Genomic DNA, 26,355 nt, shown 5'->3' on the forward strand with positions numbered 1-26,355 from the left:
TCTTTCCATATACAAATCTCCGTTTATATATATCAATATTAACCCTAATTTCAAATTTTTATAACTATGAAAATCTTAAGTTACTTTAAAGATTTATTTTTGTGACATTTCAAAACTAGGTGAATATCATATGTATGGAAAGGAGAGGAACATTATGACGTATGGAAGAAATATGCAATATAGCGACTACGGTCAGTTCAGATCTTTATATGATCAATATAATCAACATACGGGATATCATGTTATGGTCACGTTGCAGGATGGGCAAACGGTCGATGGAATCATTGAAAATGTTGATAACAATGGAGTTTCTATGTTGGTTGGTGAAGATGTACATGAGGAAACGGATCAGCCGGATCGGCAATATGGTGGAGGAGCCCCTTACAGAAGAAGATTTCGCCGCTTTAGACGAAGATTTTTCCCACTTGCTGCGTTAACTGCTCTTGCCTTATTTCCTTATTATTATCCTCCATATCCATACCCTTATCCGTACTATCCATATTAATGTAATAACTTAACAAAGAGAAAAACGATGTGCAAACAATGGAATGATGACTTCCATTGTTTGTTTTTTTTATCGCTCATTTCGTATAAGTTGTTGTTATTTACCCCTCAGCCTGAATACACTTCGCTTTCTGCGGACGAGTGCCGAGCCTCCTCGCTCGTTCCTCAAGGTCACTGAAAAAGTGGATGCGTATGAAATATAGATAATGAAAATCCAAGCACTCAGAGGTGTTCGTTCGGTTTTCCGAGGCTTACCACACGCTTTCCGCCGAGCCTCCTCGTCGCTTTTTTCCTGTGGTCCTGTGGGGTCTCGCCTGTCTCGCTAATCCCGCAGGAGTCGTGCGGACGCCTCTCCTAACCAACATGATGGTCGTTTCCAAACTCTCTATACCATTTTTATCCTACTAAATATAAGAGTTTTACTTATAATTTATATAATAAAACACTTCTTCAGTGGCCTCCGTTCCTCCCTAGCTGGGTCTTGCCAGCCCGTTTTTCCGCAGGAGTCTCGAAGATTCCCTTCCTATAAACAACATGATCGTTTAACAAAGCCTTTCAAAAAAGTACTAGCTTTATGTGGATTTTGTCGTAATACCCTCAACAAAACCTAACAATCTTCGAGAGGTGCCAAGAAGCATCTTCTATATCATTTTATCTATTTCTAGCTGTTTCTTTTGCTCTATTAAGGTGGATTCAATACTTCGATAGACCATCCCTAATTCTTTTATGCTCTTATTGTTGTTAAGCTTAAAGTTATGCCCAACGTTTTTAGATACGAATTCTCTTGTTAGCCCTGGCATCGGGGCCATGATCCACATCAATGGTTTAGGCACCTCTCTCTTTGGAAGCGGATATTTATTTGGGAAATTTTTTTCAAAAATCTTTGCCATATCCAATAAGGTCGCTTCTTTGTTCGATATGATGTATCGTCCTGAAGCAGTTTCAGTAAAAGCTACAAGCAATTGCGCTTTCGCCACATCTCGTACATCAACAATTCCGAAAGTTAAATTTGGCACTCCCGTTTTATACGTACCTTTTAAGATGTCCAGTATTGTAGAAATACTAGTGGAATCTGTTCGTTTTGCTAAAGATGGTCCTAATACAAACCCTGGGTTAATCGTAACAAGGTCCCAGCTATTTTGTGCATTCGCTATTTTCCATGCTTCTTTTTCTGCGACTGTTTTCGAATAATTATAAGGCTGGTGCTTTAAGGAACTGGTCACATTCCAATCTGCTTCTGTTAAAAATTGCTTACCTTCCATATCACGATTATCACCGTTAACAGCTGCAACGCTGCTAGTTAATACAACCCGCTTTACTGAGCTGGCTTTATTAATTGAATGTAAGACATTTCTTGTTCCTTCTTGGGCAGGCTTTACTAACGTTGTAAGCATAAAAGTAAAAAGCTCTATTCATCTAAAAATAGAGCTTTTTAACTTTTTTATTCATTTTTTATTTAGTTGGAAATTTAGCTGGAAATTGTTTGATGATTCCATTAGCAAGTTCATCAGCCAACATAATAATATGATCTTCCCCTTTATCAAAAGCGATAATATCCGCATCCCAATCTTTTTGATTTCTTGCGACCACTTCATCTGTGACTAATTTTAAATGTTCATACATTAAATCCTTTATCACGGATAACTTCCAATTTGGATTAGCATCACTTAAAAATTTTGCAATATCATCAGCGTTTCGATGCCACTCTTTATTGTATTTTTTTATATCTGCTTCGTTATTTTGTTTTACCGCGTCTACTAATTTTCCTGCAAGCACAATATGTTCCTTTAATAGTTCTGTTAGTCTATCCCCTGCTTTATCCCCATAAAAAGGTTTAATAGCATTGCCAATATCCTCTTGATTTTTAAGCAGTCTTACCAATACCTTCTCTTGATCTTCCAACCCTGCTAAAGCACTGATAATATAATTTCTTGTCCATATCGTGTGGTCAATCCATAATCTTCTTAAATCTCCTTTTAAGGCTGCTGCTTGAGAAGAAACACAATGATTTGGTTCGTTCGAATTTCCTTGAGCTGCAATTCTCATTGGAGATGCAGTGATTACAAGTAAGCTAATAAATAGCAAAATCTTAAAAAATTGTTTACGCATCCTTATTCTCCTTTTATACAAATTTAATCGAATCGCTCCTTATTTTGATGTAAATCATCGTAATTTATTCAAAGGCTCTGTTAAATCTACCTGTTGATTGCCAGCGAAAGGCATTCGCTTTCCGAGGGCGGTCCGGGAGCATCCTCGGCACTGTGCGGAGGTCACTGAAAAAAAGTGGATGCTATGATATATAGATAGTGAAAATCCAAGCACTTAGAGGTTTTCGTTCGGTTTTCCGAGGCTTACCACACGCTTTCCGCGGGGCGAGCGCCGAGCCTCCTCGTCGCTTTGCTCCTGTGGGGTCTCGCCTGTCTCGCTAATCCCACAGGAGTCGTGCGGACGCCTCTCCTAACCAACATGATGGTCGTTTTCAAACTCTCTATATCATTTTTATCCTACTTAATATAAAGGTTTTACCTATAATTTATATAATAAATAAAACACTTCTTCAGTGGCCAGCTATCCGCCTGTGGGGTCTCCCTTTGACTCGTTTTTCCCGAAGCAGTCTCATGCCTTCCGCTTCAATCAATAAAGTATCAAAATCAACAATTAGCTTTAACACAGCCTATTCAAAAAAAACTCTCAAGTAAGATTTACTTGAGAACTTTTTTTGGAATAACTTAACCTGCACAAACTGAACTCGACATGCAAGCTTAATACCGTTGAATTCATTGAATGAAGTTGATTTTTTTCATTTAATAGTATTGCTGATAGCCTCTAGAGGCAAAAAATGTCCCGCCCTCTGTTTATCCTTTTATTTCTTCCTTTTGTTGTGTAAAACCAATAATCCGAAACCTTCCAAATAAAATCCAATCGACAAACAATCCTGCGATTAATCCCCAAAAGGCAGATCCTATTCCAAACATGGAAACTCCTGATGCTGTAACAAGAAAGGTAATTAAAGCAATTTCCTTTTTTTCACCTTGCATCGATACACTTAAACTGGAGCTTAGTGATCCAAAAAAAGCAATTCCGGCAATCCCTACAATTAGTTCTTGAGGAAAAGCATTAAATAGGGAAGCGATAGTGGCTCCAAACAAGCCAAAGATAAGATAAAACATTCCACAAGATATGCCAGCTATATAGCGTTTATCTGGATTAGCATGTGCTTCTTTTCCTGTACAGATCGCTGCTGTGATGGCTGCTAAGTTGATGCCATGAGAACCAAACGATGCAAAGAAAAGTGAGGATAAACCCGTTGCTGTAATGAGCGGACTTGCAGGCGTTTCATAACCGTCCGCCCTTAACACACTAATTCCAGGTGCATTTTGCGACGCCATTGTCACTATACATAATGGAATACCAATTCCAATTAAAGCATTTAAAGAAAAGGACGGTGCTGTAAAAATAGGACTCACCAACTGAAAATGAACGTGCTGAAAATGCAATTCATGTCCTAAATATGCAGTAAACAATCCTGCCATTAATGATACAATGACGGCATATCTAGGAATTAATCGTTTAGACAAGAGATAAAAAACGAGCATGGGAATAATGACAACAGGCAGTTTCCCTAAAGATGTAAATACACTAATACCAAAATGCAGTAATATCCCTGCCAACATAGCCGTTGTAATGGATGGCGGAATTTTTTTCATAATGGATGAGAAAAGACCCGTCATGCCTAAAATAGTCATTATAACAGCGGAAACGATAAACGCTCCAATTGCTTCAGAGTAGGAGTATGTACTCCAACTAGATACCAATAAAACAGCTCCCGGTGTAGAAAAAGCGGTAATAATCGGAGCTTTAAACCACAAGCTTAATAATATACATGTTAATCCACTTCCAAATGAAATAGCCCATATCCAAGAAGAAACTATATCTTCACTTAAGTGCGCTACTTTAGCTGCTTGAAAAACAATTAATAAAGGACCCGCATATGAAACTAAAGTTGCAATTAAACCGATTACGACTGCGGATGTAGAGTAATCTCTTTTAACATTTCTTAATGATGAAAATATAAAGCTATTTAATTTCCCCATCGAATCATCTCCTTTATATATAGAAAAAACCCCGCCCTTATCTAGTTATAGATAAGGACGAGGTTTGGATTCCCGTGGTACCACCTTTTTTTACTTTCGCACTCGCATGCAAAAGCCTCACTAAGTACAGAGTAAAGAACTCTTACTCTTATACTATGGTTTTGATAACAAGTACCAACTCTTGTCGCAGCCTACTAGTAAACCTAAATACGTTCAGTACGAAGCTTAGAGGCCATTGTTCAAAGGGAAATCTTTGCTTCTTTACAGCTACCGAAGCTCTCTGAAAAAGATAACACCCTTCTACTTTTCCTCTTCATTGCCTTTTCATTATTATTTAACCGAAATTATATCTAAAATTTGGTAAATTGTAAATAGTTATAACTCTAACTTCGCAGTTATAAATTCCTCTTCATGTATTGCTATAACTTGGTTTAGGGCAATTAAAAAAGGGTGATTGATTAGTCTTTTAGGGTGTTTTTTTGCAAACATTATTCCTTCCAAATAGGGGCTTGCTTTCCGTTTCAGGATGCTCGCTTTCCGTGGGGCGTGCGATGAGCCTCCTCGGCGCTTGCGCCTGCGGGGTCTCATCTAACCCGCTAATCCCACAGGAGTCTCGCACCTTCCACTCCAATCAAGCCGTTTGATGAATTAGTTGCTGTCGCTGAACTGGTGAAAACACCCACCTTTTAGAAATAGACTCAAGCGGCACATTTTGGTAGAACAACGTTGAATAATAACATGAAAAAAATCAACGCTACTATTGTTTAGCAATAATACCTTGTAATAAAATTCGAAAACAAGAACTTATTTTAAAACAACTTGCTTGTAACGGAGGGTGCGAAGACTCCTGCGGGAAATGTGGGAAGGCTGAGACCCCGCAAGGCAACGCCGAGGAGGCTCAGCTCCCACCCCGCGGAAAGCGAAGCAACCCGTAGTGGAAAGCAACCTCAACAATAAAAACAAGCCTTACTTTTTATTGTTCTAAACCAAGTCCTATCAAGATTTGCAAACGAATTTGAAGGTGCGAAGTTTGAGTTATAATATATAAACTTTACACATAATCTGAAATCCTAGTTCATAGAAAATTTTTTTCGATTAAGCGTATAAAGAACAATCACCCTACATATGGAAGACTTTACAAACTATTAATACGATTCCTAATAGCGATTAATAAACTTGCCTTAAAATGTATGTGTATGTAATCGTTCTGTATTCTAAAAAATGATGCAAAGGAGAATGTATAGTGAAGATTGTAGTAATGGGTGATTTGCATTATCCGGCAATCGATGAAAATATTTCAGGATTAATGGATGCACGAGCTAATTTTTATCGCGTATTTATTGAACGCTTTTTAGAGATTGACGCTGATTTACATGTTTCGCTTGGAGATTTAACGAATTTCGGTCTTTCCCTTGAGTTCGAAGGCATTTACAACCTTTTACGAAAAAAAGACAGAAACTTTTTCCATGTTTTAGGAAATCATGATGTGTACGGACAAACAAAAAAAGAAGTTCTTTCTATTACAGATCAGCCTCGTTATCATTCTATCACTACGGACTCTGCTGTTTTTGCTTTTTTAGATACGGCTAGAGAAATGGATTTTGAAGATTGGGGAGGCTGGATGGATGAGGAACAATTAGATTGGTTTCAGGAAGTTGTATGGACATCTGGAACTAAACCATTAATCGTTTTCGCCCACCACCCTGTATATAATACGACAAAAAATTCGGAGATTGACAAAGGCTCGATTCATCCAAGCATTGATATGTGGAATATATTAGAGCAAAAAGAAGGCATTGGGGTTTATGTAAATGGGCATACCCATGTTAACTCCATCGTGCAAAAGGAAAATTGGACGTTTGTGCAAACTTCAGCTTGTTTAGATGAACACGCATTTCGGATAATTGACATAAACAAAGACGAGATTCACATTTCTACTATTGATATTCTCGATAGCGAAGTAGTCGATAATGCTCCTACCATTTACAACCATATCAAATACTTTACTCATACCCCAGATGCCAGAGGCAATGATTCCGATCGCCAATGCCGTATTTCTTTTATCCCTGTTTAAAAAGAGCGGCACTGTGAATAATTGTAATTAAAAAAGGAGGTCATCCGCCTCCTTTTCCTTCTTCATTATTTCAACAAGCTTCTTCCTCTTCTCAAAAAAACGAAAACAATAAGCAGCGAACTAATCGTGATAAAAAGAGAACTTCTGAAGTATGGTGGATAATACACGAGCTTGATTTCATTTTTTCCTTTATTAAGCTCTATCCCAGTAAAAGCATAATTCGCTTGATGTACTTGCTGCTTTTTTCCATTTACATAGACATGCCAACCTTTTTCAAAAGGAACTGGTAATATCATATATTTTTGTTCAGTTATATTGTTATAGGAGATGTTTATATTATTTCCTGAAAAATTGACCGGTACATTCGGTTTCCTGTCTGTTTCTTTTTTGATTGATTCTAATAGGCGATAATCTTCTTCATATAACTCGAAGTTAGCCAATTTATACTTTCCTTTAGGAATACGGATGGAAATTTTGTTCGCTTTTTGTACTCGGATAGTGAGATCATTTACATTTGTTTTGTAAATGGAATGATTCGTTTTTCTTGTTGTCACATAGTCATTGACGGTTAATGTGAATTCATCCCTATCTTTGTCTTCCAAGCTTTTTAAGTAAAAAGAAATATAGTAATCTTTTGCAGTCGAGCTGCTGTTATTGATGATAAGATCTACTCCGCCTTTTTCATCCGTTACAGAAAGTACATCTCCTTGATAGGAAGCACCTGCAGCTTTTACTGTCACTTCGTTTATCTTATTGACACTCTCTGGAACATCCTTGTCCGTACCGTTCCCTTCCTTTAACATAATGCCTTCTAGCATGGCTCTTTCCTTTGCGACAGGGGACGCATGTACAAATTGATCCTCATAGAAGACTTTGTCAGTTGTCCGGACAAAAGGCAAACAATATTTATTTTTATAAGCAATATAGTTTCCACTCGTAAATATTTCTTCAAATCCGTATGGTATGCTTGTTTTTCCTTTTTTTTCTATATAATATTTACCTTCTAATATACTGTAAAGATTTGCTCGGTCTCCAAGTGATGCGTAACGGCTTACGCTCTCTCTTCCCATGTCTATCTCCAAATCGAATAAGTAAAAAAAAAGCAAGTGCTTGTTTAAAATACTGGAATATACACTAAAACCATTAAAATTTTGTACAATTGGTGTATTATTTCGTGTATCGAGCATCCAATCAATCCTGGCAAATGGATCACTTTCTTGTTCTTTTATCTTTTCAATTAACGCTCTTTGATCTTTACCATTGTATGCATCACTTAGCATAAGCGCTTTTGAAACTTCTTTTACATTCCCTTTGTTTGACAGCTTCTCTTCTTGGTATTGATTTGCGAGATAAATGCTAGAGATTAATATCCCTGCTGCCAGTCCAGCAAGCAGCTGTTTATTTTTTTTCCAGCTATAAAAACCAAACAGAATCACAATCGCAGCTGCCGCAAAAAGTTCAACTGATTTTTTTAGGAGTGCAAAAAAAGCACTAGTATCTAAATAAATCAAAAGAATATATAAGGAAACTGCTCCTATTATAGAAGCTCCCGCCTCTCGAATGTTGACTTTATCCATTTGCTGCAGTGCAGCAGCGACTGCTCCTCCCGCAACGAAAGATAATATATATTCCCAGCGATACTGTGGAGCTGAAAACCCATTAAAAGCACTTGCAACCATTGGGCTAAAATGCATAATAGATAATAAGATCGTTAAACAAGCAAATAACCGAAACAATCGTTCTTTATAAAAAGACAACACAAATAGACTTAGAACAACAAAAGCAGGCAAGATGATAATTTTTCCATTCCATAATAGATTGTCCGTAAACTCATAAAACGGGATCTTGTCTTCATACGGTGGACGAAAATTATGTAAATACCCGCTCACAACAGGAATAATCGCAACAGCACTTATGCTAAATGCAGCTAAGCCGCTTAAAATATACATTTTCACTTGTACGATTTTCCCTGCTTCATGATCGATTAATGGAATCAACCATCTAAAAACAATATAAAGGCCGATAAATAAAAAATTTATATAAGAAAAATAAAAATTATTAACTAAACTAATCGAAACGGCAAAGATGAACCATCCGACCTTTTTCTCTCTGATTATTTTTTCTACCCCAAACAATAACAGCGGCAGCCACAGCATCGCATCGACAAAAAATTCCCAAAACACAACATGGCGAAAATAAATTACACTAGTTCCATACAACGAAGCACCTATAAAAGCCGGAAGTACTCGAAAATGGATATATCGAAAAAATAATGAAGCAAACATAATAATCAACGTCATCCGGATGATACTGATAACAAGAATAATATCAGCCCAATAAAATAGATCAGGTTTATGGATGAGCTGCGCACTTTCCAAACAAAAGGTAATAAGAACGGTAAAAATAAACACCGTTGAAGTCGAAAAATAATAGCCTAATTGAGAATAAATTCCTCCACCTAAACCAAATGCAGTGGAATAAAAGAAATTTCCATTCGTATACTCCTCATAAAGCAACTGCTTAATAGGAAGTATTTGACCAATTCCATCACCTATCCCTGCCATATACCTTCCATGAAACCATTCTGATAAAAAAAATAAGTGACTAAAAAAAGCCACTACAAAACTAGCTGATAAAAGGTAGAAGAGCATACTAAAATCTTGATTTATAGACTTCATTTTCTTCACTCTTCTCTATATTTGTATGCTTAATTAAATAATGCGGACGTTTTTTTGTTTCATAATAGATGCGACCAATATATTCCCCGATAATCCCCATACAAACGAGTTGAATTCCTCCTAAAAAAAGAACGGCAGATATCGTCGTGAAATATCCTGGAACATCAATGCCATTTTGCAAAATTTGAAAAAAAGTAATGCCAATATAGATAAGTGATAACATTAAAATGATAGTTCCCATATAAAAACATAATCTTAATGGTTTATTATTAAAAGAAATAATTCCGTCAATTCCATAATTTAATAGTTTAGAAATAGACCACTTCGTTTCTCCCTTTTCTCTTGCAACGTTTTCATAACTAATAATTTTCTGGTCTAATCCAATCCATGAATACAACCCTTTTGAAAAACGATTGCCTTCACTTAAAGTTAATAATGCTTGAACGGCTTTCCTGCTCAATAATCGGAAATCTCCTTCTCCATCGGATAAACGAACATCCACCGCTTTGTTTACGATGCGATAATAAGCAGAAGAAATCGCTGAACGAAAACGAGAATCCCCTTTGCGATTCCGCTTGGCAATGACTTGATCATACCCTTCTTCAAACCCTCTAATAAAGTGGCCAACCATTGAAGCAGGATGCTGCAAATCAGCATCCATCATTATTACTGCTTCTCCCTTCGCGTGCTGCAGTCCAGCTAAAACAGCTGCTTCTTTTCCAAAATTCCTTGTAAAGGATAGATACTTTACAACCGGATAATCAAAAGCAAGCTGTTGAATCGTCTCCATTGTCCCATCGGTGCTTCCGTCATCTATAAATAGGATTTCAAATTGATAATGCTGCTGCTTCATTTCCTTAGTGATTGCGTTTAACACTCCTGCAATATTAGCTTCTTCATTATAGGAAGGAATAATAAAAGAAATCGTTAGTTGATTCATTATTTCACCCATTTTCCTTTTTGTCACTGATTAGACGTGTACTGATGTTTTTTTCTTTTCCATGATCAATTCTGGATGATTTGTTGTAATCAAAATATCTTTACTTATGCTTTTTATCCTTTCGGCTGATTTTAAATCATTAACGGTCCAAGTGCCGATTTGAACTCGATGATTTTTTAAGGATTCTACCAGTTCTTCTGTAATAAAACCGTGGTAAATAGACAAATGACTAGCACCAATATGGTCTATTTGCTCGGCTAGCATCATAGGACGACCATAAAATAGCAGACCTACTTCCACGCTCTTCTCGATTTCTTTCATTCTTTTAATAGATTGATGATCAAAAGATATAATGGTTACTTGATTCAGCATGCCATACTTGTTGATCAATTCTGCAACCTTTTCTTCCAATCCGCTATATAAGTTGCCCGTTTGCTTTAATTCAATCACAAGATGTTTTTTCCCCTTTGCTAAATGCAAGACTTCTTCTAATAAAGGGATTCTTTCCTCTTCAAATAGTGGACCTTACCATTTGCCTGCATCCAATACTTTCAACTGTTCGACTGTTCGTTCAATAACTGGACCTCTTCCATTAGTTGTACGATCCAATGAATGGTCATGAATCACAACAGGAACTCCATCTTTGGAAAGATGAACATCCAACTCCAATGCATAAATGTTTGGTTCTAATAAAGCAAGTTTAAACGCTGCAAGCGTATTTTCCGGTGCTCTCCCTGACCATCCACGATGTGCCACACATTTATTCATCTATCCATTCCCCATTTCATTTATTTTAATTACTCCCATATTCTGATACTTTTAAAGGTATAGCTTTCTATCCTTATTCTTTTTATGGTACAGATGAATTTTTAAGATAATGTTATCCTAAAGTAAATAAATATCTAGATTTAGCAAACTTTCTACTCTAAGAAAAGTTTGAATATGATAATTAGACGTGGAATTTGTAAAGTCTCTCAATCAAAAAAATCCAAGGTGAGATTTCTCCTTGGATTTTTTTGATTCTGTTTATTTTTTTATAAGACTGTTTTCTAAAAGTTTGTTGTTTTTGAATAAAACAATAAACATAGTTGAAGCACTGAGCAGCCTGAATACACGTAGACTCCTGCGGGAAAAGCGAGAAAGACGAGACCCCACAGGAGCATAGCGACGAGGAGGCTCGGCACTCGTCCGCGGAAAGCGAAGTGTATTCAGGCTACGGGTTAACTAACAACAATCTATAAGAAAAGAGCCTTTTATAAAATAGGAAGATCAATTAATAAAAAGACTTAACAATAGGATCATGCCAAGCGAAACTAATGAACTGATCAGTGTCATCATCGACCATGTTTTTATTGTTCGGCCAATAGATAAATTAAAGTATTCTTTAAAAATCCAAAAGCCTGGATCGTTGACGTGTGAAAAGGTCATACTGCCTGCGCCGATCGCCAATACCATCAACTCTGGACTAACATTAGAAGCAACGGTCAGTGGAAGCACAATGCCTGAAGCCGTGATTCCAGCTATCGTGGCAGCTCCTAAAGTAAGGCGCAATGCTGCTGCTATAAAGAAGCCAAGTAATAGAGGCGGAATGAAAACGTCTTTCATCAATGAAGCGATATAGTCACCCGTACCACTGTCGATGATTACTTGCTTCAGCGCACCGCCTCCACCATTTATTAATAAGATCATCGCAATCGATAGAACAGATGTCTCTAGACTTTTCATAATGGAACCAATGGAAAGCCCTCTTTTCAAACCTAATGTATAAATAGCAATAATCAAGGTAATTAATAACGCTACAGCAGGATCACCTACAAAATGAAAGAATACCAATACTTTCGAGTTTGTAATGGTCAACTCCAAAATAGAACGAATCCCCATAAGGACAACAGGCAGTAACGCCATCAGCAAACTGACTCCGAAGCCCGGCAATTGCTCATCTGGCAATATTTTTGCATGAAACAACTGCTTTGGCACTGTAACTTCCATTTCTTTTTGTTTAAGAAAAAAATTCGGATAGATGATTCCAGAAACGATAATGGATGGAATCACAACGATCATTCCAATTAATAAAATCATGCCAACTTGGGCATTAAAAATATCCGCTATCGCAGTTGGTCCTGGATGAGGAGGAAACAATCCGTGAACGGTTATTAATGCTGCTGAAACCGGCATTCCTATGTAAAGAACAGGCAATTTCGCTTGAAGAGCAATTGTAAAAACAAGCGGTATTAAAAGGATAAATCCTGTATCAAAAAACAGTGCAATACCGACAATAAACCCTGTTAAAAGACCTGCCCACTGAATGTTTTTACGTCCAAATCGATCAATTAATGTCGTTGCGATGCGTTGAGCTGCTCCAGAGTCTTCCATGAGCTTTCCAAGCATCGCTCCAAATCCTAATATTAAAGCAAGTGAACCTAACATGCCGCCGATGCCAGACTCAACAGATTTAATCGTTTCAACAGGATTCATGCCCATCAGCAAGCCGATAACAAGCGATACAATAATTAAAGAAACAAATGCATTACACTTCAAACGGATAATTAAGAGCAGCAATAAGATAATGCCTAATGCAATTATAATGAGTGGCATAATTCCCCTCCCTTCCTGTCACATTTTTGTCAAATGTTTATTATACCGATTTACCCTCAAAATTTCGAACGATTTGAATTGTGGTTCCTAGCCTCACCGATCTTAACTATCGTCAAAAAAAACAATCATCTTCGGGCGGTGCCAGTGCACCTAATCAAAGTAAGGATTCAAGTGAATCAGCACTTCTTCGATATTATCGTATTTTTTCATTAGCATTTGCTTAATTTCTCTAGAAAGATCATGTCCTTCTTTAATTGTTTTGTAATGGTCAATGGAGATTCTAAGATCGACTAATACGTAGTGACCGTGTTCTCTTGCTCTGATTCTGTCAATTCTTTTCACTTCAGGAAAAGATGAAATAATGGCACGATAATCAAGCAATATGTCTGAATCAACATTACGCTCCAGCAAAATATCAAATGCTTCTTGAAGCATTTCTTTCGCTATTTTAAAGATTAAGTAGGCAACGACCATACTGGCTACTTTATCTCCGTAAAGCAAAAATCCGATGTTCCATTTATCTCCTAAAATCGATAAAATAACCCCTATTGCTGCAGCGATTGATGCTACAATATCTGCTTTATGGTCATATGCAATGGCTTCAATCGCCTTGCTGTTTTGTTCTTTCGAAATTTTCAGCGAATATCTATAAAGAAATTCTTTAGCTCCATAAGAAATAACAGCTATCCACATGGCAAGAATATTTGGTGTTGCAATTGGATGAAAGAAACCGGTAACAGCTTCATAAACTACATATAATGAAACAATAAACAATACGATTCCAACAATTCCTGACACAATAATTTCTGCTTTGCCGTGTCCATACGGATGCTCTTTATCAGCCGGTTTATTTGCTAACTTTATAACTAAAAGGACAATAATGGACGCAAAAACATCTGCCGCTGAATGAATACCGTCAGCAAACACAGCATCACTATTTCCAAACCAACCGACTACTAATTTACCCACTGTTAACAAAATATTGCTTATCACACTTATCCAAGCTACTTTTTTTGCTATAGACTCTCTTGTCGACACAATAAACCTTCCCCCTCATAAGAAAAGCACAGACGCCTTGTTCAGCCCCGAAGAAAAATGTTCTCTTGGCTCAAAAAGTGTTTTTTACTTTTAGAGGGAAAGGGTTATTTTTCACAAGGGCCAGACGCTATCCGATTAAAAACGCGAGATTATATGGCAGCATCAGCACTAGTACATCCAGTACTGCATGTTAGATCTCCATCTAGCTTCAATAGTTTTATGCTTTCTTATCTTTTAAAAAAAATTCACTTAAGTATCTTATCAAAATAAAATCGGTTGGGTCTAGAGAAAAAAAGTTGTCACCTTGCATACTTAAAGCTAGAAGAAAACAGTTTAAGTTTGCACCGAAAAAGTTGCCATAAGGAAAAATTCGCACTTTTGAATGAACAAGACTCCAAATAAAAAGGGCAGTTTATTAGAATGCCTAATAAACCACCCCTAGCTAAAAACATATACAAATTTGCAACCCAACTCACCTTTTTTATCTTTTAGGCTCTTTTAAACTACAATGTTGATATTCGCGAAAATCCGCTCCCTTTCCGCGGATTCTCTGTCTAATCAATTTATCTAAAAAACAACACTAAAATATAAGAGAGCTATCTTTTAAAAAGGCTCCTTTTCTCAAAGTTTGTTGTTTTATACGTAAAAAAATGGGAGAAGAAGTACTCAGCAGACTGAATACACGTAGACTCCTGTGGGAATGCGAGAAAGACGAGACCCCACAGGAGCGTATGCGACGAGGAGGCTCGACGCTCGCCCACGGAAAGCGAAGTGTATTCGGGCTGCGGGTTTAAAAGCAATATCTATATGAAAACAGCCTTTAAAAAATTCACTTCAGAAAAAAGAAGTTCATTCCTACTTTAATTTGTATGAACGGATTTTCTTCTATTTATCATTTCACTTCCTAACTCATTTACCGGTAGATCATTCTGTATTGTGTGCTGTTTTATTTGAATGAAAACTTGGTCCCCCAATGTAAAACGATTAGCAATACTGCCATGCACATGTATAAGAATACCTTTTACCTCTACTGTATAATGCATCTCTCTACCTTGAAACAAAACATTACGAATAACCCCTTCTACTCCTGTTCCATTCTTCGATAAAAATAATTGTTCAGGCCGAATCGGACAAAGATTCTGTTTATATAAATTCTCTGACACATAAGGCACTGTCCATTGAAGACTCCTATCCCCAAATGGATGAAAAATGTTATCATTCCATTCCCCTTTCAAAATATTTGCCTTTCCTACAAACGACGCCACAAAAGTGGTTTTTGGCATCATATAGATTTCTTCTGGGGTGCCAACTTGTTCTACCTGCCCCTCTTTCATTACGACAATTCGATCCGCCATCGCTAACGCTTCTGACTGATCATGTGTTACATATACAATCGATGTGTTTGTTTTTTGATGAATCATTTGAATTTCATTTCGTAAATCCATTCTTAATTCGGCATCAAGGCTGCTTAAAGGTTCATCCATCAATAATAATGATGGCTTTGGGGCAAGAGCACGAGCAATCGCAACACGCTGCTTCTGCCCCCCTGATAAGTCATTTGGCATCCTATCTCCAAATTGCTTTAATCCTACAAGAGACAACATTTCATCAACACGCTCATTTGCCTTTTTCTTAAGGGATTTTTCTACAAAATGATGGTGTTTTAAAGGAAAGTGAATTTGTTCTTTTACTTTCAAATGAGGCCAAAGAGCAAATGATTGAAAGACCATTCCGATATTACGTTGTTCAGGTGGCACCCTTTTGCCCTTCTGAGCTACAAGCTTTCCATTCATTAAAATTTCCCCATCAGTGGGTGAGTCGAATCCTGCTAATAATCGTAATAAAGTGGATTTTCCACAGCCAGAAGGTCCTAAAATAGCAACAAACTCTCCATCATTTATCGTTAGGTCGATAGATGATAATGCATATGATTGGTCAAATTTTTTACTGACATTGTGAACTACAGTGCTCATACAGGCTTCACCTTCTTCTGACTTAACTTCTGAATTATAATTACTATAATGCTCAACAACAGCATCGTTCCAATTATACAAACGGAAAAAGCAGTGGAATATGTTGTATAACCTGCTTGCTCAAAATTAAAAATAATCAATCCAATCGTTTCTGAACCACTTGACCATAATAATGAGGAAACGGTTAACTCCGTCAATGTTGTCACCAATACTAGAAATGCACCGCTTACTACACCAGGCATCAGTAATGGCAGCATAATATTTCGCCATTTATTGATACCACTCGCACCGGATACATGTGCTGCTTCTTCCATGTCTAGAGATACTTGTGACATTGCAGTCATACTGCCACGGATTTGCAAAATCATAAATCGTGTCACGTAGGCAATGATCAGTATCCATATAGATCCATATATACCTGGGTTCCATCCTGGAATCGGCTGAGTCCATGCAAAGATCATTGAAAGAGCTAACACCATGCCGGGCAAAGCATAAGGAATTCCAATGATAATTTCCATCCATTTCGTTGTGAAATTATTCTTACGCACTCGATAATACGCCACTGCAGTTCCAATAATTAAACAGATGATCATAGTAAAAACAGACAGCTTTAAACTATTAAAAATAGCCTGCTGAGCTTTATCATATTTAAATAAAACATATCGATAATGATCCAATGTGATATTGTCCAGATTAAAAGGCAAACCATATGCTTTTATTAAAGAAGAGGCAAGCATCGATAAAATCGGTACTATACTAATAAAAATTAAAAATACCCAGATGATAATCTCCACAGTTAATCGATACTTTCCAAAAGAAAATCGGGGATTCATATCTAAAACAGTAGTTTCACCTTGTTTCGATCTCCTTAATAATATCCATTGCAGAAACGTTCCTAATAAAGCAACAATACCTAAAATGACTGATAATGTTGCTGCACGAGCAAATGAATTCGGACCAAAACCTACTATTTCCTGATAAATAGCTGTACTTAACACGTTAATATTTGCTGGAATTCCAAGAAAAGCAGGAATCCCAAAATTATCTAAATTTGTTAAAAATGCAAGCAACCCACCACTAACAATACCTGGAAAAGCAAGTGGTAAGGTCACCTTACGAAAAATGGTGCTGCTTGATCCACCTGATGATCGAACAGCATACTCTAAATCTCTAGGAATGCGGCGCAGCACATTTGCAGTAAATAAAAAAACAAGCGGATAATGGGAAATGGCAAGAACTAAAATGATCCCCTCATAACTATATAAGTTAATAGATTCCATACTCCACGGCAATAAGGACAGCAGTTTCATTAAAAAACCATTTTCCTTTGTAAATTGTGTCCATGATAATGTGACAATGTAAGATGGGATAACAAAGGGCAGGATAATTAAAAACTGCAAGCCTTTTTTAAAACGAATATCGCTGTATGCTACAATCCATGCCATTACTACACCGAGCAATAGTGCAATCAATGTAGCTCCACTTACAATAAAAAATGTGTTTCCTAACATACTCCAAGTCGCTTTTTCTGATAAAATATTCACATAATTTACAAATGAAATACTATTTTCACATAAAAAACTCATCCATAGCAAACGAATAATTGGAACCATAAAAAAAATAGCCAATAATACAAGGACAAACGCCTTTATGGCATGTAAGCCTATGCTTCGTTTCGTAACAAAAGATGTCGACTTAACATCTACAAAAGGCTCTGACATTTTGATTACACCTCATTTTTCTTACTAAGAGGCTCAAACCGATATACATATTACTTTCAGTTTGAGCTCTCAAAACACGACACATATTAAAAACCTACTAAAAATAGTATTATTTTTCTCCCATCAATTGTTTAAATTGCTGTTTATCTTCATCACGTGTTTTTAATAAATCTTCTGTTGGTGCAGATAGTACATCGATTTCATCAAGTGTTTTTAATCCTTCAGGAGCTTCCATTCCTTTTCGGATTGGTGTATATCCAAGTTCTTTTGCTAAAGATTGGCCATCTTCTGATAAAACATAATCTACAAAGGCTTTTGCTGCAGCTTCATTTTTTGCTTCTTTCATGATGCCAACTGGTTCTGTAATTACTGGAACACCTTCTTTTGGATACACTACCTCAAGAGGAGAACCTTCTTTTTTAGAACGTGCTGCAATAAAATCAACTACCATGCCATATTGTTTTTCCCCACTAGCAACTGATTTTAATACTGCGCCATTACCTTGAACCACTGTTATCTTGTTATCATGTAACTTTTTAAAGTAATCCCAGCCAAAGTCAGTATCACGTCTCATAACGCCAACATTATAAGCAGCTGCTCCTGAATATAGAGGACTTGGCATAATCGCTTTTTCTTGCGCAGCTGATTCGGTTAAAACATTCCAGGAAGTTGGAAGTTCTTTTACTTTTTGAGTATTTACAGCGAGTACAGTGGACATAACTTTTGTCCCTGTATACATATGATCTTGATCAACAAAATCAGCAGGAATTTCGGATAATTCCTTTGATTCATAAGGCATTAATAAGTCCTGACTCTTTAAATTTTCAAAAGTTACATTATCAGCAACTAATAGTACATCCGCTTGTACACTTCCTGCTTGTTTTTCCGCTAACAATTTTCCAATTACTTCCTCTGTCCCCGAACGAAAAACTTTGACGTTTACATCTGGATATTTTTTATTAAATCCATTAACAAGTTCTGTTACATCTGTATCTGGCTGTGAAGTATAAAATTGAAGGGTACCTGAAACTGCTTCTGTAGAATCTTTTGCATTTTTATCTTTATCTGCCTCTGCATCCGTTTCCTCTGTTTTCCCACATGCGCTAACAATTAGAATAAAAGAAAGCAATAAAAAGATTAGTGATTTTTTCATGATAAAAAATTCCTCCTCGATATTACTTCTAATAATGCCTTGAATAAAAGTTCCATTTGCTCTTGTAAACAATTTTCCATTGTATTCCTTATCCAAGCTGTTGAAGCTATTCTACAATTTTTTACTCCATGCTCTTCTCTCTTCGTTACGACACGTTATGTACTTTTTTAAAAGAACTTTTTCTCCCTCGTAATTAATCTCCGTCTGTACAAGAAGTCTCTATATGTAAATCTATCTCATCCTAAACCTCCTTCCTAAATGTTAAAGCTCGTTTATAAAGTTCATATTTAGGAGAATTATAGAAATTTTAAAGGTATGTAAATCGTACTGCTGTTTATATTTACTTAAAAAAGAGTTTAAAAAATGAAAATGCCTTTCTTTCAATGGTTTAGAGGTTTATATAAGGATTCTTTTTGTAAAGTACAGGTAAGTTATTTACACTTACTTTACAAAACTGGGGATTAAAGAAACTCAAAAAAAACGCAGGAAAGGTAATAAAATATCCTTTCCTGCGTTTTTTTGTTATGCTGTTCCAAATGTTATGCCGACTTCTTGCAGCATTTTTCGATAAGCGATGCTGAGTCTGTCGCATGTAAGATGCAATTCCTCTTGTAGGTCTAATGGAAGCAGCTCTGGCTTTTGATTTTCCACAATGATTCGATCTTGTTCAAGGACCATATCTTGAAAATCGATAAAGAGCTTTGCATCCTCGTCTAAAGCGTAATTTCGCTCCATTATCATAAATGCTGTACTTTTTTGTTCATTATTTGGCAAGACCATTAGAAATAAATGAAAGTAATCATTTGAATCATCAATTCTTTTCTTAAAAGATACTAAAAGTGGATGAAAAACTTTATACGTATACCGTGAATTAACACCGTAGCCTCTTCCATCAGGATCAGGCTGGTACACTTCAATTTCATCTGTAACAAGCACTCCATCTTTTTGATGAACACGATAATCATTGATTTCTGAAAATTGACTATCTCCTAATAATCCTTCATGAATATACATCAAATGGGATACATCTAAAAAGTTTTCCACTACTCTTGGACCTGCAGCTTCTAATTCATATGGTCCCATTGGAACTCTTACTAAGGCTGGGTCATTTAATGGTTCATCACCAATTGTTGGTCTTTCTTGAATTGGCTCGCCAAGGCAAACCCAAATGAATCCATATTCTTCTGCACAAGCATAAGTAGTTGTTTTTGCTTTTGCTGGAATCGCCCTATTTTCAGGTAATGATGGAATACGTGTACATGTTCCACAATGATTGTATGTCCATCCATGATATGGACATACAATTTCATCATTTACTACTTTTCCAAGAGATAATGGCACTCCCCGGTGAATACATAAATCTTTAAAGGCATGAACGCCGTAGGTTGTCCGAAATACAACTACTTTCTTACCAAGTACTTCGACTGCTTTTGGTAGCCCCGTCAAATCTGTCGAAAGCATTACTGGATGCCATTGCTGAAGTAAAGCCCGATCTTGTACTAACATATTGAACATCCTCTCCTACTTTGTGGAAGGGATTTTCCCTTTGATCCCTTCTACAAACCAATTCATACTCAGAATATCTTCGTCCGATATATCTTTACCATCTGCGACTTTTTCTTTTCCGCTTTGATCTTTAATTGGACCTTGGAATACTGTAAGTTTTCCGTCTATGATATCTTGTTTTTTCGTATTAACTAAATCTTGAACATCCTTTGGCACATTTTTTCCGAATGGTGCAATATCAACCATTCCTTCTTTCAAACCATCAAAAGTTGCTCCTGATTTCCATGTACCATCCATCACACTTTGTACAACACTTACATAGTACGTTCCCCAATGTAAAGTAGGGTTAGTTATATAAGTATCAGGAGCATAGCGATTCATATCGGAATCATTTCCCATTCCCCAAACTTTACGTTCTGCTGCTGCTTGAATACCTGCAGGGGAATCTTGATAGTTTGCTAACACATCTACCCCTTGATCTAATAAACTAACCGCTGCTTGTCTTTCTGTCGCAGGGTCGAACCATGTGTTGCTCCATACTACTGATACTTCGATATCAGGATTTACACTTTGAGCTCCTAAAGTGAAAGCATTAATAGTGTAGATTACCTCTGGAATTGGAAATGCTCCTACGTAACCGATTTTATTGTTTTTCGATAATTTTCCTGCTGCAATTCCTGCTAGATAGCCAGATTCATAGCCTCGTCCTTGGTATGTGCCCATATTTTTTGCTTGTTTATATCCTGTTGCATGCATAAAAACTACATCTGGATATTTTTGTGCAACATTATAAGTAGGATCCATGTATCCAAAACTTGTGGTGAAAATAATGTCATTTTTTTGTGCCAATTCTTCAATCACTCGTTCAGCATCTGGTCCTTCTGGAACGTTTTCAACCACAGTTGATTTTATGCCAAACTTTTCATCCACCATTTTTCTTCCTTCATCATGCTGAAATGTCCAACCGCCATCTCCTGGAACACCTATGTATACAAATGCAACTTTAGGCTTATCCTTTTTCTCTGTCTGTCCACTATTATTTTCTTTTTTAGAATCATTTGTCGTAGATGCCTGAGAACAGCCCGTTATTAAAGCAGATACAAGTAAAAATACGAATAATTGAAATAACTTTTTCAAGTTATGTCCCCCTTTTTTAATAATAAAATTGTTTTTTACTAACGCTTTTTCGTATAGATTGGTGTTATTTAACCCGCAGCCTGAATACACTTCGCTTTCCGCAGACGAGCGCCGAGCCTCCTCGTCGCTATGCTCTGCTTAAGTCTCGTCTTTCTCGATTTTCTAAGCAGGAGTCTACGTGTATTCAGGCTGCTCCGTGCTTCAACCAAGTTTATTGTTTTATTCAAAAACAATAAACTTTTAGAAAACAGCCTTTACTAAATAGAAATGATTTAGCTAGTGTTAATATTTTGCATCACATCCCTTACAAACTATTAAAATCTTTGTTCACGGAAATAAGGAACACCTAATGATTTAGGCTCTAATCGCGGTTTTTTTCTATTTTTCCAACCAATAAACATAAGCACTAAAATGGTTGCAATATATGGGATCATTTTAAGGAAATAAGATGGAATTCCAATATTAAACAGTTGAACGCGGAATCCTAAAGCATCAAGCCCCCCGAAGAAATACGCACAGACAATTGCAAGAAGCGGGTTCCAACGGGCAAAGATAATAAGTGCAATCGCGATCCAGCCTCTCCCAGCTGTCATTCCTTCAATCCAGTTTGGCGAGTACACCATAATTAAATAAAATCCGGCAAACCCCATTAACATTGAACCAGCTATAACATGGAGGTAACGAGTTTTTATAACGGAAATTCCCATTACATCTGAAGTCGATGGACTATCGCCAACTGCCTTTAAATGCAGGCCCCATGATGTTTTGAACATATATAAATATAAAAGAACACTTAAAGCGATGCTGATCCAAATAAATATATCCAAATGAGAAAAGATCTTGCCGATAAATGGAATTGGTTCAAGCCAAGATAAATGCACTTTTGGCACAGAAACAGATAAAGGAGCACCAGCTACCGATTTTCCTAAATAAGCACTAAATCCTGTACCAAACAACGTAATAGCGAGCCCAGAAACTATTTGGTTAGCACGCAATGTGATACATAGAATGGCATGAATCAATCCAAGTACTCCAGAAGCCAATAAAGCAGCCAAAAGTGTCAGGAACAAGCTGTCTGTTTTTATAAAAGTAATGCAGGAAATAACTGCTCCAATAAGCATAATTCCTTCTGTTCCTAAATGGATTACACCAGCTTTTTCACTTAAAATCCCGCCTAATATAGCAAATAATAAGGAGGATCCCGAAGAGATGGCTGCTGCAATGATTAAAATCGTTATTTCCATGGAAATTCCCTCCGTTCTTTGCTTTACTGCTTTATATAAGCTCTTTTCATATAGATTGTTGTTTTTTAACCCGCAGCCTGAATACACTTCGCTTTCCGCGGACGAGTGCCGAGCCTCCTCGTCGCTATGCTCCTGCACAAGTCTCGTCTTTCTCGCTTTTTCCGCAGGAGTCTACGTGTATTCAAGCTGCTCAGTACTTCAACCATGTTTATTATTTTTTTCAAAAACAATAAACTTTTAGAAAACAGCCTTTATATATTATTTTTCCTCCATTTAACACGATACTTACTGAGCATCTCACCACCGATTAAGCAGAAAAGGATGGATCCTTGGAGCATTAATGACATTGAGGAAGGCAGCCCAATGGTTTGGACACTAAATCCGCCAACCGTTAATCCCCCAATAAAGATAGAACTAACAATCATTGCCCAAGGGTTCAGTTTTGCCAGCCATGCGACAATAATTGCCGTATATCCATAACCAGGAGAAATCCCATACATGAGACGATGAGCTACTCCCGACACTTCCAGCATTCCTGCCAACCCTGCTAACCCACCACTTATCATCATCACAATAAGTATATGTTTATTAATCCGAATTCCTGAAGATGCTGCTGCTGACGGATTTGCCCCAAGCAATCGCAGTTCATATCCCCAACGAGTTTTTGCTGTTACAAAGGCAAAGAGCAGTACGATAATCAGCGCTATAATAACCCCAATATGCAGTCTTGTCCCCCCTATGTTCGCCAGCATTTGAAATGGAGTAAAGATGGCTGTTCCAGGAAAGTTAAACCCTTTTGGATCTTTCCACGGGTCAAATACAAAATAATCCAATAGCAATAACGCAACATAGTTTAACATAAGGGAAGTAATCAATTCATTGACTTGAAAATATGTACGTGGTATTGCCGTAAACAACCCCCATACCGCTCCAAATAATACTCCGGCTATCACCATTAATGGGATATATACTGGTCCCGGTAAATTTGGAAAATAAATTGTTACTGCAGTAGCACCAATTGCGCCTACAATAAATTGTCCTTCTGCGCCAATATTCCAAATTGATATTCTGTAAGCTATAGCAACACCAAGTCCACATAATAGAAGCGGGATTGCTTTTACTAAAGTTTCACTAATTCCAAAACTGGACCCAAATGCTCCATTTACCATTTTTCCATAAATAGTGATTGGATTCATTCCATTTAGTAGTATAAACAATGCACAAATTAGGAGAGCGACGACAATCGATACGATTGGCACCCAAAATCCCCCTGACTTTTTTAACGGATCATATTCTAGAGTGAACGGAAGGAAGGATAATTTATTCCTTTCTTTTATGTTCACACTTTGTTGTTCAAGAGATGCTTTTTGACTCATACAACGGCTCCTTCCTGCTCACTTAATCCAGCCATTAACTGTCCGATGTACTCCTTATCTGCTTCTCCTCTTGCCAGCACTCCACTGATTTTGCCGTTATATAATACAAGAATTTTATCCGACAATTGCATAACTTCGTCCAAATCTTCTGAAATTAATAGAACTCCGCTTCCAGCATTACGTAAATCTACGAGCATATGATGAACAGCTTCTGTCGCTCCCACATCTAATCCTTGGGTAGGATGAACAGCAATCATCAATTTTGGATTTTGATCTATTTCTCTTGCAAACAATAATTTTTGCTGGTTTCCACCTGACAGCTGCCTCACTGGACTATGCAAGTCTGGTGTACGCACATCAAATTTTTTAATAAGCTCAGATGCCCATTCTTCGTTTTGTTTCTTTTGGAGCAAGCCGTATTTTGTTCGTTTGTTTGTCCGATATGTTTTTGCAAGCAAATTGTCGATTGATCCAAGGCTGCCAGCAAGTCCACTTTTCATGCGGTCTTCAGGAATATGAGCAATTCCTTTATCAATTAATGTTTGTACAGAAGGAGACTGTAAATTTTCTCCACAAAATACTACCTTTCCATTCTCCCAAGGCATCAAACCTGTTAACGCTTCAGCTAACTCTTTTTGCCCATTTCCAGCAACACCGGCAACACCAACAATTTCATGTTCATGAATCGTAAAACTGGCACCATTTATCGCATTTATACCATGCTCAGCTTTTACTATTAATCCTTCTACTTCAAGAATTGGATTTCCTATTTGTTTTGTTTGGACAGAAATACCATTAGTCATTTCACGTCCCACCATTAATTGTGCCAGCTCTTCTACCGAGGTATCCTTCTTATTCATTTCGGCAATCATTTTTCCTTTTCTCATTACGGAAATGCGATCAGAAATTGCCATTACTTCTTTTAATTTATGTGTCGTAATAATCATTGTTTTTCCGTTATTTTTCAGTTCTTGCATCGTTTGAAACAGCTGATCTGCTTCACCAGGCGTTAATACAGATGTTGGTTCATCAAAAATAATGATGTCCGCCCCACGATAAAGGGTTTTAATGATTTCTACACGCTGTTGTTCTCCAACCGACAGCTGCCATATTGGGACATTCGTTGGAAACGGCAGTCCATATTTTTCAGCAATTGCTTCTATTTCCTTTTTCTTTTTATTCCGCCAAGAAGCCCCTCGCCAAATATTGCTTTTTTCTCCTAAAATAATATTTTCAATGGCTGTTAATGTTTCAACTAGCCGAAAATTTTGATGAACCATGCCGATGCCCAATTCCATTGATTCCTTCGGAGATCGAATGCGAACCGTATTTCCATGTAAAGCAATGGAACCGCTGTCTGCTTTATAAATTCCGGAAAGCATACTCATAATGGTACTTTTCCCAGCTCCATTTTCACCTAATAATGCATGAATTTCCCCTCTATTGACAAAGAAGTTGACATGATCACTGGCTACTACTTCACCAAATTTCTTTACTATGTCCTTCATCTCAACTGCGTATTGTGATCGTGGCATTAACTCACCTCATCTTTTCATAAGAAAGCCTCATCAAACATTGTATGAATATTCTAAATTATGAACCAATTAGACTAGAAAGTCCATAAACGTGTAAGATAATCTTACAAAACTAGTTTTAGAACAAGCTTCCTTTAAGAAAAAAATCATTTTAAAATAGCATATTTTTTCAAACTCTTCGGAAAATCCCCTACGAAACAAAGGACTTTTATAGAAAAAAAAGGCTGTTTTCGTATAGATTGTTGTTAGTTAACCCGCAGCCTGAATACACTTCGCTTTCCGCGGACGAGCGTCGAGCCTCCTCGTCGCTATGCTCCTGTGGGGTCTCGTCTTTCTCGCTTTTCCCGCAGGAGTCTACATGTATTCAGGCTGCTTAGTGCTTCAACTATGTTTATTGTCTTATTCAAAAACAACAAACTTTTAGAAAACAGCCAAAAAAAACCAATAATAAACTCCTATAAATATATGGAATCTATTTTTCTATAGAAAATGCTTATTTACATTACAGAAAACTGTACAAATAATTTTCTTACAAAACTTTTTCTTTCCACTTTTAAAAGATCAAGAGATTTTCTGCGAAACGTATAGACAACTATAAAGATGACTAGTAACATAACTTAAGGCAATTTTATTCAAAACTGTCTTCCCGCTTTGCGGAACAAATAAAAAGCCCATTAAAAAAATTTTAAAACTATTTAGGACTTATTCGTCATCCTAATATAGTACGACGGGAGGTATTAAGAAATTATATAAGTACAAAAAAATAACTTTCAACTTAATTGGAGGA

At 36.9% G+C, this 26,355-nt stretch carries 17 protein-coding genes, 1 pseudogene and 1 other annotated feature; of the genes and pseudogenes, 2 read left to right on the forward strand and 16 right to left on the reverse strand.

Features of this window, described 5'->3' with window-relative positions; genetic code table 11:
- Window positions 1-154 precede the first annotated feature (154 nt).
- Window positions 155-505: a hypothetical protein gene (locus ACTYA4_RS10895; protein WP_443481012.1), complete on the forward strand. Its 351-nt coding sequence runs from the start codon at window positions 155-157 to the stop codon at window positions 503-505.
- A 640-nt stretch (window positions 506-1,145) separates the two neighbouring features.
- Here ACTYA4_RS10895 and ACTYA4_RS10900 read toward each other — a convergent pair.
- From ACTYA4_RS10900 to ACTYA4_RS10910, 3 genes are all read right to left on the reverse strand, one after another.
- Window positions 1,146-1,898 (reverse strand): NAD-dependent epimerase/dehydratase family protein, encoded by a 753-nt coding sequence (locus tag ACTYA4_RS10900; RefSeq protein WP_443481013.1) that lies wholly within the window; start codon window positions 1,896-1,898, stop codon window positions 1,146-1,148.
- A gap of 58 nt (window positions 1,899-1,956) precedes the next feature.
- The gene (locus ACTYA4_RS10905; protein WP_443481014.1) at window positions 1,957-2,613 is read right to left on the reverse strand and encodes a glycosyltransferase; all 657 of its coding nucleotides are present in this window, start codon (window positions 2,611-2,613) and stop codon (window positions 1,957-1,959) included.
- Between the two features lie 746 nt (window positions 2,614-3,359).
- Window positions 3,360-4,598 carry a benzoate/H(+) symporter BenE family transporter gene (locus ACTYA4_RS10910; RefSeq protein WP_443481015.1) on the reverse strand — a complete coding sequence of 413 codons (1,239 nt, stop codon included), beginning with the start codon at window positions 4,596-4,598 and terminating at the stop codon, window positions 3,360-3,362.
- Between the two features lie 50 nt (window positions 4,599-4,648).
- Window positions 4,649-4,924: a binding site (T-box leader), on the reverse strand.
- A 917-nt stretch (window positions 4,925-5,841) separates the two neighbouring features.
- Between ACTYA4_RS10910 and ACTYA4_RS10915 the strand changes: the two genes are divergently transcribed.
- The gene (locus ACTYA4_RS10915; protein ID WP_443481016.1) at window positions 5,842-6,672 is read left to right on the forward strand and encodes a metallophosphoesterase family protein; all 831 of its coding nucleotides are present in this window, start codon (window positions 5,842-5,844) and stop codon (window positions 6,670-6,672) included.
- 65 nt (window positions 6,673-6,737) lie between these two features.
- On the opposite strand, the gene ACTYA4_RS10920 is transcribed toward ACTYA4_RS10915, so the two are convergent.
- From ACTYA4_RS10920 to ACTYA4_RS10980, 13 genes and pseudogenes are all read right to left on the reverse strand, one after another.
- Complete coding sequence (locus ACTYA4_RS10920; protein WP_443481017.1) at window positions 6,738-9,350, reverse strand: YfhO family protein; 2,613 nt, start codon at window positions 9,348-9,350, stop codon at window positions 6,738-6,740.
- Complete coding sequence (locus ACTYA4_RS10925) at window positions 9,325-10,290, reverse strand: glycosyltransferase family 2 protein (RefSeq protein WP_445505628.1); 966 nt, start codon at window positions 10,288-10,290, stop codon at window positions 9,325-9,327. Before ACTYA4_RS10925 ends, ACTYA4_RS10920 begins: the two co-directional genes overlap by 26 nt.
- A 30-nt stretch (window positions 10,291-10,320) precedes the next feature.
- Window positions 10,321-11,058: pseudogene (locus ACTYA4_RS10930) on the reverse strand (glycerophosphodiester phosphodiesterase).
- A gap of 501 nt (window positions 11,059-11,559) precedes the next feature.
- A complete protein-coding gene (locus ACTYA4_RS10935) occupies window positions 11,560-12,885 on the reverse strand; it encodes a gluconate:H+ symporter (RefSeq protein WP_443481019.1) in 1,326 nt (441 codons plus the stop codon).
- 150 nt (window positions 12,886-13,035) lie between these two features.
- Entirely contained in the window at window positions 13,036-13,926 is an 891-nt protein-coding gene (locus ACTYA4_RS10940; RefSeq protein WP_443481157.1) for a cation diffusion facilitator family transporter, read from the reverse strand.
- 857 nt (window positions 13,927-14,783) lie between these two features.
- A complete protein-coding gene (locus tag ACTYA4_RS10945) occupies window positions 14,784-15,896 on the reverse strand; it encodes an ABC transporter ATP-binding protein (protein ID WP_443481020.1) in 1,113 nt (370 codons plus the stop codon).
- The gene (locus ACTYA4_RS10950) at window positions 15,893-17,617 is read right to left on the reverse strand and encodes an ABC transporter permease (RefSeq protein ID WP_443481021.1); all 1,725 of its coding nucleotides are present in this window, start codon (window positions 17,615-17,617) and stop codon (window positions 15,893-15,895) included. Before ACTYA4_RS10950 ends, ACTYA4_RS10945 begins: the two co-directional genes overlap by 4 nt.
- Window positions 17,618-17,726: 109 nt before the next feature.
- A complete protein-coding gene (locus ACTYA4_RS10955; RefSeq protein WP_443481022.1) occupies window positions 17,727-18,770 on the reverse strand; it encodes an ABC transporter substrate-binding protein in 1,044 nt (347 codons plus the stop codon).
- Between the two features lie 522 nt (window positions 18,771-19,292).
- Complete coding sequence (locus ACTYA4_RS10960) at window positions 19,293-20,276, reverse strand: aromatic ring-hydroxylating dioxygenase subunit alpha (RefSeq protein WP_443481023.1); 984 nt, start codon at window positions 20,274-20,276, stop codon at window positions 19,293-19,295.
- Between the two features lie 15 nt (window positions 20,277-20,291).
- A complete protein-coding gene (locus ACTYA4_RS10965; protein ID WP_445505629.1) occupies window positions 20,292-21,413 on the reverse strand; it encodes a BMP family ABC transporter substrate-binding protein in 1,122 nt (373 codons plus the stop codon).
- Between the two features lie 314 nt (window positions 21,414-21,727).
- On the reverse strand, window positions 21,728-22,657 hold the full coding sequence (locus ACTYA4_RS10970; protein ID WP_443481025.1) for an ABC transporter permease: 930 nt from the start codon (window positions 22,655-22,657) through the stop codon (window positions 21,728-21,730).
- Window positions 22,658-22,908: 251 nt separating this feature from the next.
- A complete protein-coding gene (locus ACTYA4_RS10975) occupies window positions 22,909-24,033 on the reverse strand; it encodes an ABC transporter permease (RefSeq protein ID WP_443481026.1) in 1,125 nt (374 codons plus the stop codon).
- Window positions 24,030-25,568 carry an ABC transporter ATP-binding protein gene (locus tag ACTYA4_RS10980; protein ID WP_443481027.1) on the reverse strand — a complete coding sequence of 513 codons (1,539 nt, stop codon included), beginning with the start codon at window positions 25,566-25,568 and terminating at the stop codon, window positions 24,030-24,032. Before ACTYA4_RS10980 ends, ACTYA4_RS10975 begins: the two co-directional genes overlap by 4 nt.
- Between the last annotated feature and the right edge of the window lie 787 nt (window positions 25,569-26,355).

Source organism: Niallia yueguangensis, assembly GCF_052663115.1.